Origin of the sequence: Nocardiopsis sp. LOL_012 (genome assembly GCF_048060475.1) — a bacterium.
Classification (GTDB): domain Bacteria; phylum Actinomycetota; class Actinomycetes; order Streptosporangiales; family Streptosporangiaceae; genus Nocardiopsis.
Window position 1 is genome coordinate 94,062 of sequence record NZ_JBHMIV010000001.1, and the last position, 16,824, is coordinate 110,885.

At 72.8% G+C, this 16,824-nt stretch carries 12 protein-coding genes; 11 read left to right on the forward strand and 1 reads right to left on the reverse strand.

The genetic code is table 11. The annotated features are described in order from the left end of the window. Window positions 1-101: 101 nt before the first annotated feature. From ACFHWE_RS00405 to ACFHWE_RS00415, 3 genes are read left to right on the forward strand one after another with little or no spacing between them, the layout of a single operon-like run. Window positions 102-5,912 carry a type I polyketide synthase gene (locus ACFHWE_RS00405; RefSeq protein ID WP_416598504.1) on the forward strand — a complete coding sequence of 1,937 codons (5,811 nt, stop codon included), beginning with the start codon at window positions 102-104 and terminating at the stop codon, window positions 5,910-5,912. Then, a complete protein-coding gene (locus ACFHWE_RS00410) occupies window positions 5,912-6,382 on the forward strand; it encodes an acyl-CoA thioesterase (protein WP_416598505.1) in 471 nt (156 codons plus the stop codon). The genes ACFHWE_RS00405 and ACFHWE_RS00410 overlap by 1 nt, the downstream gene beginning before the upstream one ends. 22 nt (window positions 6,383-6,404) lie before the next feature. Further along, on the forward strand, window positions 6,405-6,887 hold the full coding sequence (locus ACFHWE_RS00415; protein WP_416598685.1) for a flavin reductase family protein: 483 nt from the start codon (window positions 6,405-6,407) through the stop codon (window positions 6,885-6,887). A 78-nt stretch (window positions 6,888-6,965) separates the two neighbouring features. Here the strand turns inward: ACFHWE_RS00415 and ACFHWE_RS00420 are convergent, their stop codons facing one another. After that, window positions 6,966-7,628: a TetR/AcrR family transcriptional regulator gene (locus ACFHWE_RS00420; protein ID WP_416598506.1), complete on the reverse strand. Its 663-nt coding sequence runs from the start codon at window positions 7,626-7,628 to the stop codon at window positions 6,966-6,968. A 725-nt stretch (window positions 7,629-8,353) separates the two neighbouring features. Here ACFHWE_RS00420 and ACFHWE_RS00425 point away from each other — a divergent pair. The 8 genes from ACFHWE_RS00425 (at window position 8,354) to ACFHWE_RS00460 (ending at window position 16,744) form a co-directional block, all read left to right on the forward strand. After that, the gene (locus ACFHWE_RS00425) at window positions 8,354-9,193 is read left to right on the forward strand and encodes a helix-turn-helix transcriptional regulator (RefSeq protein WP_416598507.1); all 840 of its coding nucleotides are present in this window, start codon (window positions 8,354-8,356) and stop codon (window positions 9,191-9,193) included. Window positions 9,194-9,196: 3 nt separating this feature from the next. Beyond that, window positions 9,197-10,171, forward strand: coding sequence for a DUF1702 family protein (locus tag ACFHWE_RS00430; protein WP_416598508.1), 975 nt, complete (start codon window positions 9,197-9,199; stop codon window positions 10,169-10,171). A 98-nt stretch (window positions 10,172-10,269) separates the two neighbouring features. Then, on the forward strand, window positions 10,270-11,256 hold the full coding sequence (locus ACFHWE_RS00435; RefSeq protein WP_416598509.1) for a DUF1702 family protein: 987 nt from the start codon (window positions 10,270-10,272) through the stop codon (window positions 11,254-11,256). Continuing rightward, window positions 11,253-12,599 (forward strand): cytochrome P450, encoded by a 1,347-nt coding sequence (locus ACFHWE_RS00440; RefSeq protein WP_416598510.1) that lies wholly within the window; start codon window positions 11,253-11,255, stop codon window positions 12,597-12,599. Before ACFHWE_RS00435 ends, ACFHWE_RS00440 begins: the two co-directional genes overlap by 4 nt. A gap of 49 nt (window positions 12,600-12,648) precedes the next feature. Then, on the forward strand, window positions 12,649-13,218 hold the full coding sequence (locus ACFHWE_RS00445) for a DUF5987 family protein (RefSeq protein ID WP_416598511.1): 570 nt from the start codon (window positions 12,649-12,651) through the stop codon (window positions 13,216-13,218). Beyond that, on the forward strand, window positions 13,215-14,867 hold the full coding sequence (locus ACFHWE_RS00450) for an FAD-dependent oxidoreductase (protein WP_416598512.1): 1,653 nt from the start codon (window positions 13,215-13,217) through the stop codon (window positions 14,865-14,867). The genes ACFHWE_RS00445 and ACFHWE_RS00450 overlap by 4 nt, the downstream gene beginning before the upstream one ends. 33 nt (window positions 14,868-14,900) lie before the next feature. Continuing rightward, complete coding sequence (locus ACFHWE_RS00455; RefSeq protein ID WP_416598513.1) at window positions 14,901-15,932, forward strand: carboxymuconolactone decarboxylase family protein; 1,032 nt, start codon at window positions 14,901-14,903, stop codon at window positions 15,930-15,932. After that, window positions 15,929-16,744, forward strand: a complete 816-nt coding sequence (locus ACFHWE_RS00460; protein ID WP_416598514.1) for a TIGR03084 family metal-binding protein — start codon at window positions 15,929-15,931, stop codon at window positions 16,742-16,744. The genes ACFHWE_RS00455 and ACFHWE_RS00460 overlap by 4 nt, the downstream gene beginning before the upstream one ends. Window positions 16,745-16,824 lie beyond the last annotated feature (80 nt).

A 16,824-nucleotide genomic window follows, 5' to 3' on the forward strand; every position in this document is an offset into this window, starting at 1 on the left:
TCCGCTTCGCACAAACGGAGAAGACGGGTCTCGGGATTCATCGCATGATTGATGGTGTTCCCGGGTTTCGGGATATTTGTTAAATCACGTTTGGGCGCGGTATGAAAAAGAGCAGAATAGCAGTCGTGGGCATCGGGCTCTGCTATCCCGACGCCAATTCACCGGTGGAGTTGTGGGACAATGTTCTCGCGGGTCGTAGAGCTTTCAGGCGGTTGCCGGACGAGCGGATGAACCTGGAGGACTACTGGTCGGAGGATCCGGCCGCAGAGGACCGCTTCTACTCCAAAAAGGCGGCGGTGCTGCGTGGATTCTCCTTCGACCGGGTCCGTTACCGGGTATCGGGGAGTTCCTTCCGGTCCACGGACATGACGCACTGGCTCGCCCTCGAAACGATGTCCCGTGCCCTGGAGGACGCGGGGTTCCCGGAAGGCGCGGGGCTGCCCCGCGCGGCCACCGGCGTCGTCATCGGCAACAGTCTGACGGGTGAGTTCTCCCGGGCGAACACCATGCGCCTGCGCTGGCCCTACGTGCGCCGCACGGTCGCCTCGGCGCTGCTCGACCACGGGTGGTCGGAGGAGGACGCGGACGCCTTCCTGGCCGACCTGGAGCCGTCCTACAAGGCGCCCTTCCCCCGTATCGACGAGGACACGCTCGCCGGGGGGCTGTCCAACACCATCGCCGGCCGGGTCTGCAACCACTTCGACCTGGGCGGCGGCGGGTACACCGTGGACGGTGCCTGTTCGTCGTCCCTGCTGTCGGTCTCCACCGCGGCCAACGCCCTGGCCTCGGGGGACCTGGACGCGGCGCTCGCAGGCGGGGTCGACCTGTCCATCGACCCCTTCGAGGTGATCGGCTTCGCCAAGACCGGCGCCCTTGCCACGGGCGAGATGAAGGTCTACGACAAGGACTCCAACGGCTTCTGGCCCGGGGAGGGCTCCGGCGCGCTGGTGCTCATGCGGGAGGAGGACGCGCTGGCCCAGGGCAAGCGCGTCTACGCGGTCATCACGGGCTGGGCGGTCTCCTCCGACGGCAGCGGCGGGATCACCCGGCCCGAGGAGAGCGGGCACCGCCGCGCCCTGGAACGCGCCTACGACCGTGCGGGGTACGGGATCGAGACGGTCGGCTACTTCGAGGGGCACGGCACCGGTACGGCTCTGGGCGACGCCACCGAACTGGCCGCGCTCGGCGGCGGACGCTCCGACGCCGATCCCTCCGCGCCGCCCGCCGCGCTCGGCACGATCAAGGCCAACTTCGGCCACACCAAGGCCGCGGCCGGGGTCGCCGGGCTCATCAAGGCGGTCCTGGCCGTGCACCACCGGGTCATCCCGCCCGCCACCGGCCACCACGACCCCCACCCCCTGTTGGAGAAGGAGTCGGCGCCGCTGCGCGTACCCGACCGGGCGCTGGCCTGGCCCGAGGGCCGACCGGTGCGCGCCGGGGTGTCGGCGATGGGGTTCGGCGGGGTCAACACCCACGTCACCGTCGAGGCGGCGCCCGGGAGCCAGGGGTCCGGTGTGACCGCCCGGGTCCGCGAACTGGTGTCCGGGCGCCAGGACGCCGAACTGCTGACCGTGGCCGCCGCGGATCTGCCGGCGCTGCGCGGACGGCTGGCGGAGACCGCGCAGGTCCTGGACAAGCTGTCCTACGCCGAGCTCACCGACTTGGCGGGCGCGCTCGCGGCCGATCCCGGTGAGGGCTCGGCCCGTGCCGCGGTCGTGGCCTCCTCGCCCGAGGAGGCGGCACGGTCGGTGCGGGCCCTCGTCGAGCGGATCGACGCGGGGGAGAGCGAGGTCGTCGCCCCGGCTCTGGGGATGTTCCTCGCCCACCGCACCGCGCCGCCCGCCATCCGCTACCTCTTCCCCGGCCAGGGGTCGGGCAGCGGCCGCACGGGTGCGTTCCGGCGCCGTTTCGCGCGCGCCGAGGAGGTCCTGTCCTCGGCGGGGCTGCCCGAGGGCGGGGACCAGGTGGCCACCGAGGTGGCCCAGCCGCGGATCGTCGCCGGTTCCCTGGCGGCGCTCGCCGTCCTGGGTGATCTCGGTGTCAGGGCAGACGGGGCGACCGGCCACAGTCTGGGCGAGCTGACCTCCCTGCACTGGGCGGGCGGCCTCGGCGCCGCCGAGGTGCTCGACCTGGCGGCCGCGCGCGGCCGGGCCATGGCCCGGGCGGGCCGCGGCGACGGCGCGATGGCCGGGCTGTCGGTGGCGCCGGAGCGGGCGCGGGCGCTGGTCGCCGACGAGCCCGACGTGGTCGTCGCGGGCTACAACGGCCCCGAGCAGACGGTGGTCTCGGGGCTCGCCGAGGCGGTGGACCGGGTCTGTGAGCGGGCGCGCGCCGAGGGGGCCACCGCCACCCGGGTGAACGTCTCGCACGCCTTCCACTCGCCGTTCGTGGCACCCGCCGCGGAGGTGCTCGACGAAAGGCTCGCCGAGACCGGGTTCGCCCCCCTCTCTCCGGGTGCGGTCTCCACGGTGACCGGCGCGGAGCTGGACGCGGACACCGATCCGCGTGCGCTGCTGCGGGAGCAGATCGTGCGCCCGGTGCGCTTCCAGGAGGCGCTCACCCGGCTCGCGGACGGCGCGGACCTGCTCATCGAGGCGGGCCCGGGGCGCGTCCTGACGGGTCTGGCCGCCGCGGCCGTCCCGGATGTCCCGGCGCTGTCGGTGGACACCGACTCCGCGTCTCTGCGGCCCTTCCTGGCGGCGGTGGCCGCGGCCTACGCCCTGGGCGCGCCCGTGGACGTGCGGGCGCTCTTCTCCGGGAGGCTGGTCCGCGAGTTCCCGGAGGAGTTCGAGTTCCTGGCCAGTCCGTGCGAGACCGCGCCGGGCACCTCGGTGGGGCGCACGGAGGGCGCGGCGCCTGCGGCGGCCGCGGACGGCACCGCGTCGGACGCTTTGACGCCGGAGGGCGCGGACACGCTGGGGCTGCTGCGCGCGCTGGTGGCCGAGCGGGTCGAGCTGCCCGAGTCCATGGTGGGCGACGGCATGCGGCCGCTGGATGACCTGCACCTCAGCTCCATCACGGTCGGCCAGGTCGTCAACGAGGTGACGCAGCGCCTGGGGCTGCCCCCGATGGGCGCGACCTCCGGTTATGCCACGTCGACCCTGAGCGAGCTGGCCGAGACGATCGACGCCCTGGCGGGGACGGACGACGGCAGGGGGGCGTCCGGGCAGGCTCCGGGTGTGGCCTCCTGGGTCCGGGCCTTCGAGGTCGACCGCGTCGCCGCGGCCGTGCCGGAGGCGGCCGTGCCCGCGGCGGCCGGGGACGACGGCGCGGGGTGGAGTGTGTACTCCTCTCCGGGCCACCCGCTGGCCGGGCCGCTGCGCGAGGCGCTGTCGGGGTTCGGGGACGGTGTCCTGCTGTGCCTTCCCGACGAGGGGGGTGAGCAACTGGTCGGCACGTTCCTCGACGCGGCCCGGTCCGTGCTGGCCTCCGGTGAGCGGATGCGGTTCGTCGTGGTCCAGGGGCGGCGCGGTGCGTCCGGCGTGGCCAGGACCCTGCACCAGGAGCTGCCGGGTGTGACGACCACCGTGGTCACCCTCCACGACCCCGAACCGGCTGTCCCCGACGCGGTCGCGGAGGCGGTGCGCCGGGTGGCGGCCGAGGCCGCCGCGACGGCGGACGCCGCCTACGCGGAGGTGTACTACGATGCCGGCGGCCGACGTACGGTGCCGGTGCTGCGCGCGGTGCTCCCCGGGGGCGAGGGGGAGGCTCCCCCGCTCGGCCCGGAGGACGTGCTCCTGGTCACCGGCGGGGGCAAGGGCATCACCGCCGAGTGCGCCCTGTCACTGGCCGCCGAGTACGGGACCGCGCTCGCCCTCTTGGGGCGCGCTTCGGAGGGGGAGGACGCCGAGCTGGCCGCCAACCTGGAGCGGATGGCGGCGGCGGGCGTGCGCTTCCGGTACGCCCGTGCCGACGTGACCCGGCCGGAGGAGGTCCAGGGCGCGGTGCGCCGGTTCCAGGAGGAGCTGGGCACCGTCACGGCGGTCCTGCACGGGGCCGGCCGCAACGAGCCCACCGCGGTGGGCAGCCTCACCGAGTCGGCCTTCCGGAGCACCCTCGCGCCCAAGACGGGCGGTCTCGGAGCGGTCCTCGACGCCCTCGACCCGGACCGTCTGCGGCTGCTCGTGACCTTCGGCAGCATCATCGGCCGGGCCGGGCTGCGCGGTGAGGCGCACTACTCCACCGCCAACGACTGGCTCACCGAGATGACCGTCGAGTACGGGCGCGAGCACCCGCACACGCGGGTGCTGGCCCTGGAGTGGTCGGTGTGGTCCGGTGCGGGGATGGGCGAGCGCCTCGGCGTGGTCGAGGCCCTGATGCGCGACGGCATCACCCCCGTGGCGGCGGAGGAGGGGATCGCGCTGCTGCACCGGATCCTCGCCGACCGCTCGGCGGGCCCGGTCCTGGTCGTCAGCGGGCGTACCGGCGGTCTGCCGACGCTGGCCACCCAGGCGCGCGAGCTGCCCCTGGGCCGTTTCGTGGACCGCGTTCTGGTGCACTACCCGGACGTGGAGCTGATCACCGAGGCCACCCTGACCTCGGCGGACGACCCCTACCTCGATGACCACCTGCTCGACGGCGACATGCTGTTCCCGGCCGTGATCGGTATGGAGGCGATGACCCAGGTCGCCGCCGCCGTGAGCGGCCACGAGGGCCCGCCAGTCATGGAGGGGGCGCGGTTCCTGCGCCCCGTCGCGGTCCGGCCCGGGGGGAGCACCACCATTCGGGTGGCCGCGCTGGTGCGCGACGCGTCGACGGTGGAGGTCGTCATCCGCAGCGAGGAGACGGGCTACGACGCAGACCACTTCCGCGCGCTTTTGCGCTGGCCCCGTCCCGACCAGGTGGGTGAGGCGGGCTCCGAGCAGGCCGCGGCGCCCCTGCTGCCCGTGGTGTCGATCGACCCCGGGGAGATGTACGGGGACGTGCTCTTCCAGGGCAAGCGGTTCCGCCGACTGCTCTCCTACCGCAGGGTGAGCGCCCGGCACGTGGTCGCGGAGCTGTCCACGGCCGCGCCGGGCGACTGGTTCGGCTCGTTCCTGCCCCAGGACCGGCTCCTGGCCGACCCTGGGGTGCGCGACGCCGCCATGCACGTCCTCCAGGCGTGCGTCCCCGACGGCACCCTCCTGCCCGAGGGGGTGGACCGGATCGTCCTGGCGCGGCCGGAGGACCAGGAGTCCGACTGTGTCCTGCTGGAGGCCCGTGAGCGCTTCCAGGAGGGGGACTCCTACGTCTACGACGTGGACGTGCGCGACCCCTCCGGCCGGATGGTCGAGCGCTGGGAGGGTCTGCGGCTGCGCGCGGTGCGCCGCAGCGGCGGCCCGGGGCCGTGGGTTCCCGCGCTGCTCGGCTCCCACCTGGAGCGGGAGCTGGAGCGGGTGCTCGGCGGCTCCAGGGCCGTGGTGGTCGATCCGGTGTCCGGTGACGGGCCTCAGGAGCGCCGGGACAGGAGCGAACTGGCGGTCGGCCGGGCCCTGAACCAGCCGGTGCGGGTGCGCCACCGCCCCGACGGGCGGCCCGAGGTCCCCGGCGCGGTGGTGTCGGCCTCCCACGGCGGCGGCCTCACCCTGGCGGTCGCGGGGCGGGGGCGCCTGGCCTGCGACGCCGAGACCGTCCGAGAGCGCTCCGAGCCCGAGTGGGACGGGCTGCTCGGCCCGGACGCGGCCTCGGTCCGGCACCTGGTGGCCAAGGAGGCCGACGAGTCCGTCCACGTCTCGGCGACCCGCGTGTGGGGGGCGCTGGAGTGCCTGCGCAAGGCGGGCGACACCGGGCGCGCGCTGACGCTGGAGCGGGTCCTGGACCACGGCTGGGTGGTCCTCGCCGCGGGCGGGGTCCGGATCGCGACCTGGGTGACCACGCTGAACGGAGACCCCGACCCGGTGGTCTTCGCAGTCCTGGACGGAGGGGAGAGCTGATGTCCGACTACTACGAGATCCGCCACACGGTCGGTTTCGAGGAGACCAACCTGGTGGGCAACGTGTACTACGTCAACTACCTGAGGTGGCAGGGGCGCTGCCGGGAGCTGTTCCTCAAGGAGCGCGCCCCCGGTGTCCTGGCGGACGTGCGCGGGGACCTGAAGCTGTTCACGCTCCGGGTGGACTGCGAGTTCTTCGCGGAGATCACCGCCTTCGACGAGCTGTCCGTGCGGATGCGGCTGGGGGAGCTGACCCAGACGCAGGTGGGGTTCTCCTTCGACTACGTCCGGCTGGACCCGGAGGGGGAGACCCTGGTGGCCCGAGGGTCGCAGCGGATCGCGTGCATGAGGGGGCCGAACACGGCGACCGTGCCCACCCGGGTGCCGGAGGAGCTGCGCGCGGCCCTGGCCCCGTACGCGACGGACGGGGCGGTGCCGACGGTCGGGGCCGGCCGAGGGGCGGTGGGCTGACGTGGTGGATCTGCGCCGGGTGATGTCCACGTTCGCGACCGGGGTCACGGTGATCACGGTCGGGGGGGACACCCCCCACGGAATGACGGCGAACGCCTTCTGCTCGGTCTCGCTCGACCCTCCGCTGGTCCTGTGCTGTGTGTCCGGGACGGCGCGGCTGCACAAGGCGGTCGTCTCCGAGGGCCACTTCGCGGTGTCGGTGCTGTGCGCCGAGCAGGAGGGGACCGCCCGCTACTTCGCCGACCGCGCGCGGCCGGAGGGGCGTGAGCAGTTTGCCTCGGTGGAGTGGTTCCCCGGCCCGGGTACGGGGGCGCCGCTGGTCGCCGACGCGCTCGGCTGGCTGGAGTGCGAGGTGACGGAGGAGGTCGTGGCGGGCGACCACTCGGTGTTCGTCGGCCGTGTCCTGCACGCGGTCACGGGACCGGACCGGTCGGCGCTGCTGTTCCACGGGGGCGCCTTCCAGGGGCTGGGAGCACCGCGGGCGACGGGACGCGCGGCCGGGTGAGGCCCCGGGCGGGGCCGGCTCCCGTGCACGGTGTGCGGGAGCCGGCCCTCCGCCGTGCCGGGGCCGGCCCCCGGGGCCTCACACCGGTTCGGTGCTCGCCGGGTCCGGGCGCCGTGCGGAGGCGGTGACGGAGCGCTCGGCCCTCTCCGGGGTGTCGCCGCATCCCACCATGAGCGCGATGAGCTGGTCCTCGAAGCAGCGGTCGGCGTCGTAGGGGGTGACGAGGTAGGAGCCCAGCTGCAGTGTGGTGAGCCCGTGGACCGAGATCCAGAGCCGGTGGGCGACCAGTTCCGGGTCGGCCGGGCCGAAGCGGGACGATGCCACGCAGCGGTACACGCACTCGGTCACGTGGCGCAGGGTGTAGCGGCCGTGCTGCCGGTCCTCCTCGGAGAGGCTGAAGCCCGAGATCGAGCAGCCGCCGAACATGACCGGGTACAGGTGCTCGTTGTGCGTCGCGTTGGCGCGGAAGGCCCGGCCCAGGAGCGCCAGGTCGCAGACCGGGTCGTCGGTGGCGCGGACCCGGGACAGGCTCTCCTCCAGGCGGGCGAAGCCCTCGCGGACCATGGCGTGGACCAGCCCGCCGATGCCGGAGAAGTGCGTGTAGACGGCCATGGTGGAGCTGCCCGACTCCCGCGCGATCCTGCGGGTGGAGAGGGACTGGGGCCCCTCCTCGGCGAGCAGCCGGGCGGCGGTGTCGATCAGGGAGACCCGCAGCCGCGGGTCTGACTTGCGGGGACTCATGGGACCACTATCGGTTCTCCCGGTCAGCCCCCTCTACTCGTGCGCGGCCTTTTCGGTACCGGTCCTGGTCATGGGCCCACACGAGGGACGTTCCGTTCCTATTTCTTCTGGGTTTTCCTGACGTATACATTTGGTTTTCCCTGGTCGAAGTCTTTCCGCCCCTTCGGGTGGGTCCGGTTTCACTAGAGAAGAATATACTTCCCAGATTCCGATGTCTTCAATCTTCTCTTTGCAAAGAGATTCAATGTTGCTGAAAGGGCTTGTGTGACTCATGTTGCAATGTGCCGATGCCCTGGGGGCTTTTTCGGCTCGGGGTTGGGTTGGGTTGAGGGGATGGGGGACTGAGTTCCCAATGAAATCATGTTCGATATTTTTGGTGTGATTTCTAGCTTGGTGCCGCAATTATGAAGATGAAGGGCGGGGGCGTCGGTGTGACGATGGACCGGTGTCAGCGTCGAAGGGTGAGGGGATAGTGGCAGTATGGAACTCCCTCTGCTCAACCGCACAAAGAATTGCTACGGAGCGTGATCGAATGGAATCTCAGTGCTTCGGTGGTGCTCTCCGGTTGCATCCGGTGGCTTTCGGGGCCGCTGGAAATCGGAATCTTATTCCGACCTCCCGTGCTTTTTCGATCGGCTTCGCTGTCCGACCTGTCTGACCTCCATCGTCTTGTATTTTCCCTTTGTGTCGATGTTTGACGGCTGATTTCAAGTTGGGAGATAGCAGTGGAAAAAGCTGTCCGCCAGGCTGTCACATTCATTCGTAGTCGCTATCACGACCCCATCACTCTCAGTGATGTGGCCGCCGAGGTCTTCGTGAGCCCCTACCACTTCTCCAGGATCTTCTCGCGCTCAGTCGGACTGACCCCCGGGCGCTATCTCACGGCCGTCCGCCTGTTCGCAGCCAAACGCATGCTCCTGACCACGGACCTCACCGTCTCCGACATCGTGTGCAGCGTCGGATACAACAGCGTGGGCACGTTCACCAGCCGCTTCACGCGCGCGGTCGGGATGTCGCCGACCCAGTACCGGACCCCGGACGTCGCCAGAATGGTCGTCGCCGCCTCCGACGACTTCGCCCGGCTGCCGGGCCTCGGGGACATGGTCGAGGCACGAAGACACAGACAGATCCCGCCCGAGGGCAACGGAACGCTGAGCGGATCGCTCAACGTCCCTCTGTCGGCCGGCAGGGCCGACGCCCTCGTGGCGGTGTTCGGCGACGCCGCGCCCCAGGGCGCGCCCCTGGCCTTCGAGGCGTTCCCCGCGCACGGCAGGACCGAATTCGAGGTGACCGGTGTGCCCCGCGGCTCCCACCACGTCATCGCCGTGGCCATGTCCTACGGATCAGGCATGGAGGAGGAACGGGTCCTGACGGCCGGCACCCGTCGGCACGTCACGGTCGAGCCCGGACTGGACGCGTACGTGTCCCTGAGGATGGGCCCGGCAGGGGAGACGGCCCCACCGATCGCCGTGACCCTGGCCCACACGCCCGGAGCACCGGCATCTGTCGCGGACGCGGACGTTCCGCGGCCCCGGGAGCACAGCCTCCAGTCGACGGTGGTCTGAACCATGGCCGCCCGGATCCCCAACGCGATCGCGCGCGCACTGCTGACCCCGCCGCTGGAGAACGTGGGCTTCACCCGCAGAGGGTTCCCGGGACGCGACGCCCCCGCCGCACGCGCTCTGGAGGCCATCCCCGAATCCGTGATCTGCGGGTTCGAGTGGGGGATGGAGGCCTCTGGACTCCGGGAGGCCCAGCGCCGCCTGGAGACGGTCGACGCCGCCCTGCGCGGCTTCGCCTACGAGGGCACCACCATGGCCTTCACCGTCCGCGACGCACTGCCCTTCGGGGCCTCCGACCGCACCCGAGACCTCATGGACGGCCCGGCCCGGCCACACACCTTCCTCGCCTACATCGGCATCGGCTTCGCCATGGCCCGCCTGCCCCGGCCGCTGTGGAAGGGGGTCCTGCCCGAGCTCACCGGCAACCCCTACCACCCCACGATGAGCTGGCTCGCCGTCGACGGCTACGGCTTCGACCTCGCCTACTTCCACACCCGGCGCTGGGTCGACCGCCAGGACGTCCCCCGCCCCTACCCCTGGCTCGGCGCTCCCGACTACTTCCCCCGCGCCTTCGACCAGGGCATCGGCCGGGCGCTGTGGTTCATCCACGGTGCCCGCCCCGCGGAGGTCGCCGCCGCCGTACGCGCCTTCCCCGAGCCGCGCCGCGCCGACCTGTGGAGCGGTGTCGGCCTCGCCGCCGCCTTCGCTGGGGGAGCGGACGAGGAGGACCTGAAGGGGCTGCTCCGCGACTCCGGCGCGGCCGCGCCCCACCTCGCGCAGGGAGCGGTGTTCGCGGCCAAGGCCCGGGTGTACTCCGGCTGCGTTCCCGACCACACCGAGACCGTGGTCCGCGCACTCGCGGGCATGGACACCCGCGCCGCGTCCGCGCTCGCCGACGAGTACGCGGTCACCCCCGGCGACCACGGCGGGGTGCCCGCCTACGAGGTCTGGCGGCGCGGGATCCGCGAAAGCCTCCACTGATCCGCGAGTGGCAATCGCGGAGTAGACCCCGCCCCCGCCGCCAGAAAGCATGGAGAAACGCTCATGACCACATCCGTCGCGTACGGCGGGAGGACGAGATGGCCAGCGTGATCGGCGCGCTCAGACGCCGGATCATCACACCGAAGACGACCGAGACCACGTTGGAGACCCGTGGTTTCCACGACAAGGGCCCCGCGGGCCGCGACGTCCTGGAGACGGTGGGGAAGTCGTTCCTGGCCGGCCTGGGCGACGCACTGGAGACGGGATCCCCAGAGCACGTCGATGACCGGCTCCGCGCGCTGCCGACCCGCTACAGGGGTTTCGCCTACGAGGGTGCCGCCATGGGCCTCGCCCTGGTGGACGCGATGTCGCTGCGAGGCGACCGGACCGGACGCTTCCTGGCGGGCCCCGGCGCACCCCACGTCTACATGGCCTACGTCGGCATCGGGTGGGCGATGGCCCGCCTGCCCCGGCCGCTCTGGCCCGACACCGGCCGCCTCGACCCCCTGCTCCGGTGGCTCGTCCACGACGGCTACGGCTTCCACCAGGCCTACTTCCACACCCGCGACCACGTGCACCGCCAGGTGGTGGACGACCGCGCGGCCCGCGGCACCGGTGACGGCACCTACGCGCTGCGCGCCTTCGACCAGGGGGTCGGCCGGGCGCTGTGGTTCGTGGCCGGAACCGACCCGGAGCGGGCCGCCGACCTGGTCGAGGCGTTCCCCGAGCGGCGCCGCGCCGACCTCTACTCCGGGGTGGGGCTGGCCGCCACCTACGCGGGCGGGGCCGACGAAGGCGAACTGCGCCGGCTGCGCGAACGCGCGGGTGCTCGCGCCCGGAACCTCGCCCAGGGCAGCTCCTTCGGGGCCGAGGCCCGAATCCGCGCCGGGCTCCTCGTCCCCCACACCGAGACCGCCACCGCGGTCCTGTGCGGCACGGACGCGGAGAAGGCCGCCCGCACCTCGCGCGACCTGCGCCCCGAGGGGCCGGGCCCCGAGGACCCGGCCCGTCCCCGCTACGAGGAGTGGCGCGCCCGGGTGGCCGACGAACTCGCCCTCAGGGACGGGGGAGGTGCCCGCCCGTGACCGCCACCCAGCGCCGCCACCCCCCGCGCACACCGCCCTCCGCCGCTCCGGGCATGCTCCGCGACCTGCTCACGGACCGGCTCGCCATGATGTCCACGGCGGTCGAGCGCCACGGCGACGCCGTACGCATGGCCGCCGGACCCAAGACCCTCTACCTCTTCAACCACCCCGACCACGCCAAGTACGTCCTGGCCGAGAACCACGGCAACTACCACAAGGGCATCGGCCAGGCCCACGCCAAACGGGCCCTGGGTGACGGGCTCCTGACCAGCGAGGGCGAGCTCTGGCGCGCGCAGCGCAAGACCATCCGCCCGGTGTTCCAGCAGAAGCGGATCGCCGCCCAGGCCGACGCGGTGGCCAAGGAGGCCGTCGCCCTCGTGGACCGGCTGCGCTCGCGTGCCGGGAGCGGCCCCGTGGACGTGGTGGAGGAGGCCACATCCCTGACCCTGGGCGTGCTCGGCCGGACCCTCCTCGACACCGACCTGCACGCCTTCGACACCATCGGCGGCGCCTTCGAGGCGGTCCAGGACCAGGCCATGCTCGACATGGTCACGATGAACGCGCTGCCGACGTGGCTGCCGACGCGCACACAGCGGAGGTTCCGGCGCGCCCGGGCCGAACTCGGGGAGATCGTGGAGCGGCTGGTCGACCGCCACACGGGCGGGGACGGTGCCGACGACGCACTCTCGCGTGTGCTCGCCGACGCCGCCGCCGAACCCGATCCGCGGGTCCGCTCCCGCCGGGTGCGCGACGAGCTGGTCACCCTCCTGCTGGCCGGCCACGAGACCACGGCCAGCACCCTGAGCTGGGCGCTCTACCTCGTGGACCGCAACCCCGGCACCGCCGAACGGCTCAGGGAGGAGGCGCTGCGCGTCCTCGGGGACCGGGAACCGACCTACGAGGACCTGCACGGGCTGACCTTCACCACGATGGTCGTCCAGGAGACCATGCGGCTGTACCCGGCCGTGTGGATCCTGCCCCGGGTGGCGCTGGCCGACGACGAGATCGGCGGCTACCACGTGCCCGCCGGATCGGACGTCCTCATCTGCCCCTACACCCTGCACCGGCGCGCCGACTCCTGGACGGACCCCGAGCGGTTCGACCCCGAGCGGTTCTCGCCGGAACGCCGCGAGGAACGCCACCGCTACGCCTACATCCCCTTCGGAGCCGGACCGCGCGTCTGCGTGGGCAGCAACCTGGGGATGCTGGAGGCCGTCTTCGTGCTGGCGCTCATCGCCCGCGACCTGAGGCTCACCCTTCCCCCCGGCCGCCGGGCCGTCCCCGAGGCCATGCTCTCGCTGCGCGTGCGCGGCGGCCTGCCCATGAACGTCCACGCTCTCTGAGGGTGCGGACACGCACACCGCGCCCCACACCACCACGACAGGAGAGACCATGCCCACGGGCACACCAGACACGGAGCGTGTCGAGACCCTGACCCTGGAGGCGTTCGCCGACACGATCCTCCCGGGAGCCAAGCGCACACCCGACGATCCGAGCATCGCGGGCCGCTCCCACGACGCCGGATCGGTCGAGGCGGGGGCGCTGGAACTGCTGCGGACCCCGGCCACGGGGCTGACCTCCGGACTGCCCGATCTGGTCGAATTGCTCAACGGCCACGCCGAGCGCTACGCCGATGAGCACGGCCTGGAGGACGGGCGGGACCTTCCACCGTTCGTCCGGCTCTCCTTCGACGACCGGACCGCCCTGGTCCGCGCGCTCACCTCGCCCGGACACCCGGAGAAGGAGTTCTGGGTGATGCTCGCGCTCTTCTGCAACATGGCCTTCGACAGCGCCGCCCACATGAGCACCCCGACCGCCCTCGCCGAGGGCCACCCCGGGCTGACGGCGATGGGCTTCGCCGCCCCCGACCCCGACGGGCTGCTGCGCTTCAAGGAGTACTCCTACGGCAGGGCCACGGCCCGCCTCCACCCGGACACCACGGACTCGGGGAGCCTCGCATGACCACCACGGAGAAGACCGACGTCCTCGTCGTCGGCAGCGGTTTCGGCGGCGCGATCACCGCCTACCACCTGGCCGCGGGCGGAGCCGACGTCACCGTCCTCGAACGCGGCCCCTGGCTGGAGACCGAGGAGCTCGAACACGACTTCCTCCTCGGGTCCTCCTACACGCGCGCCTTCGACTTCACCGTCGGCGACGGGATGAGCGTGCTGGGCGGCAACTGCGTCGGCGGGGGGAGCATGGTGTACTTCGCCGCGCTGCCCCGGGCGCCCCGGTTCGTCTTCGAGCGGCGCGGCTCCGTCGGCCGCCGCATGTGGCCTTCGGCCATCGACCGCGACACCCTCGACCCCTGGTACGACCGGGTCGCCGAGGCGCTGGGGGTGCGCACCCAGGACTGGTCCGACGTCAGCTACGCGGGCGGCCTGTGGGGCGCCGCGTGCGACCACTCCGGCCGCACGGCCAACCCGGTCCCCGTCGCCATCGACAAGGACGCCTGCGTCAACTGCAACTGGATGATGGCGGGCTGCCGGTTCGAGGCCAAGAAGTCGCTGGTGTTCAACTACCTGCCCGCCGCTATCGCCCACGGGGCGCGGATCCGGCCGCTGCACGAGGTCCAGCGACTGGAGCGGCTTGACGACGGCGGCTACCGGGTCCACTACAACACCATCGACGACAGTGACTACCGGGTCACCACCGGTTCGGGCGCCATCGACGCCAAGATCGTCGTACTCGGGGCCGGCGCCGGGGCCACCCCCGTCATCCTCAAGCGCTCCGAGGAGCGGCTGGGCGCCATGCCGCACGCGGTGGGCCGCTACTTCTCCGGCAACGGGGAGCGGCTCAACACCGCCGTGATCAACGAGGACCGGGTCCGCGACGTCCTGGGCCTGGCCCGGGACGAGGAGCGCGCCTACGAGGCGTTCCAGGTCGGCAAGGGTCCGTGCGTGGCCAACTGGGACCGGTTGGACGCCTCCCTGCCGGAGTACTCGCGCTACTCGCTCGAACAGCTCTACTTCCCCCCGGCCCTGGGCACCATCCTCGCCCAGACCCCCGGCGTGCCCGGACCGTCGTGGTTCGGAGCCGACAAGAAGGAGATGCTGCGCCGCTGGAAGTCGTGGCTGATCATCTTCATCATGAGCGAGGACGACAACGAGGGCGTCTTCGGCCCGCCCCCGCCCACGGGCAACGCCGTGCGCCTGTCCCAGCAGATGCTGGGCCGCGGCCCGCTCAGCTACCGCCCCACGGCCAACACCTGGCACGGCTGGAAGAGCGCCGACGCCGAGATCAAGGAGATCCTGGAGAAGGACGGGATCGCCGAGGTCGCCCCCTGGACCAACGACCTGGTCGGGGCCTACACCGTGCACCCGCTGGCCTCGTGCCGCATCGGCGACGACCCGCACACCTCGGCCCTGGACGACCGCCACGAGCTGCGGGGCCACCCCGGGATCTTCGTCACCGACGGCTCCGCCGTCCCCGGTGCCCTCACCGTCAACCCGGCGATGACCATCGCCGCCCTGGCCGAGCGCTCCGTGCCCGGCATCGTCGAGGCCGCCCGGGCGCGCGGTGTCGACGTCACCTACGGCGCCCCCGCTCCCGACGGCGCCACGTCGGGGCGCGGGGGCGTCCTCGACCTCGCCGGCCGGCGCTCCTCCTGAGCGCCGGGGCTTCGAGACGGTAGGAGGCTCTCCGTGCTCCCCATCCTCCTGCGGGCGGCCGTGCGCCGTTCGCTCGGTGACGCGCGCTACGTCCGGCCCGCCCCTCCGGGGCGGGCCCGCGGGGACGCCGCCCATCTCTACGGGCGGATCGAACGCGACTTCGGCGTCCTCGCCCCGCCCGTGGCCGTGCTCTCGCCCGCGCCCGAGTGCGCGGCGGCGACCTGGACGGTGCTGCGCGAGTCGCTGCTCGTACCGGGGCGCACCCGGCGCGAGGAGAGGGAGGCCGTGGCCACGGCCGTGTCCCGGTCCAACGACTGCCCCTACTGCGTGGAGGTGCACGGCGCCACCCTCGGCTCCCTGGACGGGACCGGGGACGGCGCCGACACCCCCGCCCCCAGAACGCTGGGGTCGGTCACCCCAGCCGAGCGCGCCGAACTCGGCGCGGTCGAACTGACCTTCCAGCACATCAACCGCCTGGTCAACGTGTTCCTGCCCGACTCGCCCCTGCCCGGGTTCGCGCCCGGGCCGGTGCGGGGGCCGCTGCGGCGCGCCACGGGGGCGGTGATCGCCGCCCGGGCCAGGCGGCCGCTGCCGCCGGACACGTCGCTGGAACTGCTGCCCGAGCAGGCCCGGAACGCGTCCGTCCCCGACGACCTGCGCTGGGCGCTCGGGGAGCCGCGGATCGCCGGGGTCCTGGCCGGGGCGGCCGCCGCCGTCGACGCGGCCGGGGCGCGGGCGCTCCCGGAGAGCGTGCGCGCGCTGGTCCGCGACCACCTAGCCGCGCACGGCGCCGGACCCGCGGGGATCGGCCGTGCCTGGGTGGAGGAGCACGTCGACGCGCTGCCCCCCTCCGACCGCCCCTGGGGGCGGCTGGCCCTGCTCACCGCGCGCGCCTCCTTCCAGGTCGGCGACGACACCGTCGCCGAGTGCAGGAGCGCCGGGGCCGACGACGCCGACCTGGTCAGGGCGGTGTCCTGGGCCGCGATGGCCGCGGCCCGCCACACCACCGCCCGCAACGCCGCATCCGCCCGCCGCATCGAACAGAACAGAGGGAACCAGACGTGAACAACCTGCCCAACGTGATCACCGAACTGCCCGCGGTCATCGCCGACCTGCGGGCCGAGTCCGAGGTCATCGACTCCCTCGTCGAGGGACTCGCCCCCGCCGACTGGGCGCGCGAGACCCCGGCCGAGGGGTGGACCATCGCCCACCAGGTCGCCCACCTGTGCTTCGTGTACCGGCTCGCAGGAACCGCCGCCTCCGACGCGGCGGCCTTCGAGCGGATGACGGCCCAGGCCGCCGACGACTTCGACGGCGCCGTCAACGCCGTCCTGGACACCTACCCCCTGGACGACCCCGAGGCGCTGCTGGCCCGCTGGCGGGCCGAACGCGACTTCGCCGCGGAGGCGCTCGCGGCCGCCCCCGCCGACCAGCCCCTGCCCTGGCTCGTGCGCCCGATCCCGCCGGGGATCCTGGCCTGCGCGGGCATGATGGAGGCCCTGGCCCACGGCCAGGACATCGCCGACGCCCTCGGCACGACCGTCGAGCGCACCGACCGGATCGGCAACGTCGTGGGTTTCTCCGTGATGGTCTGGGAGTTTGGCTACCAGTCCCGGGGTCTCACCCCGCCTGACACCGAGTTCCGCTTCGAGCTCACCTCGCCCTCCGGCCACAAGTGGGAGTTCGGTCCCGACGGGGCCGAACAGCGGATCACCGGGGACGCCGCGGACTTCTGCCTGCTGGTCACCCGCCGCCGCCACCGCGACGACCTCGACCTGACCGCCGAGGGGGCCGACGCCGACCACTGGCTCGACATCGCCCAGGCCTACCGAGGGCCGGCCGGTGAGGGGCGCAAGCCGGGGCAGTTCGCCCGTTGAGGAAGGCTGTCCCCGATGCCGTTCCGGGCCCGGGGACGGGTACGCAATCGCGGAGACGCTCGGCGCCACCCGCGAGTGCC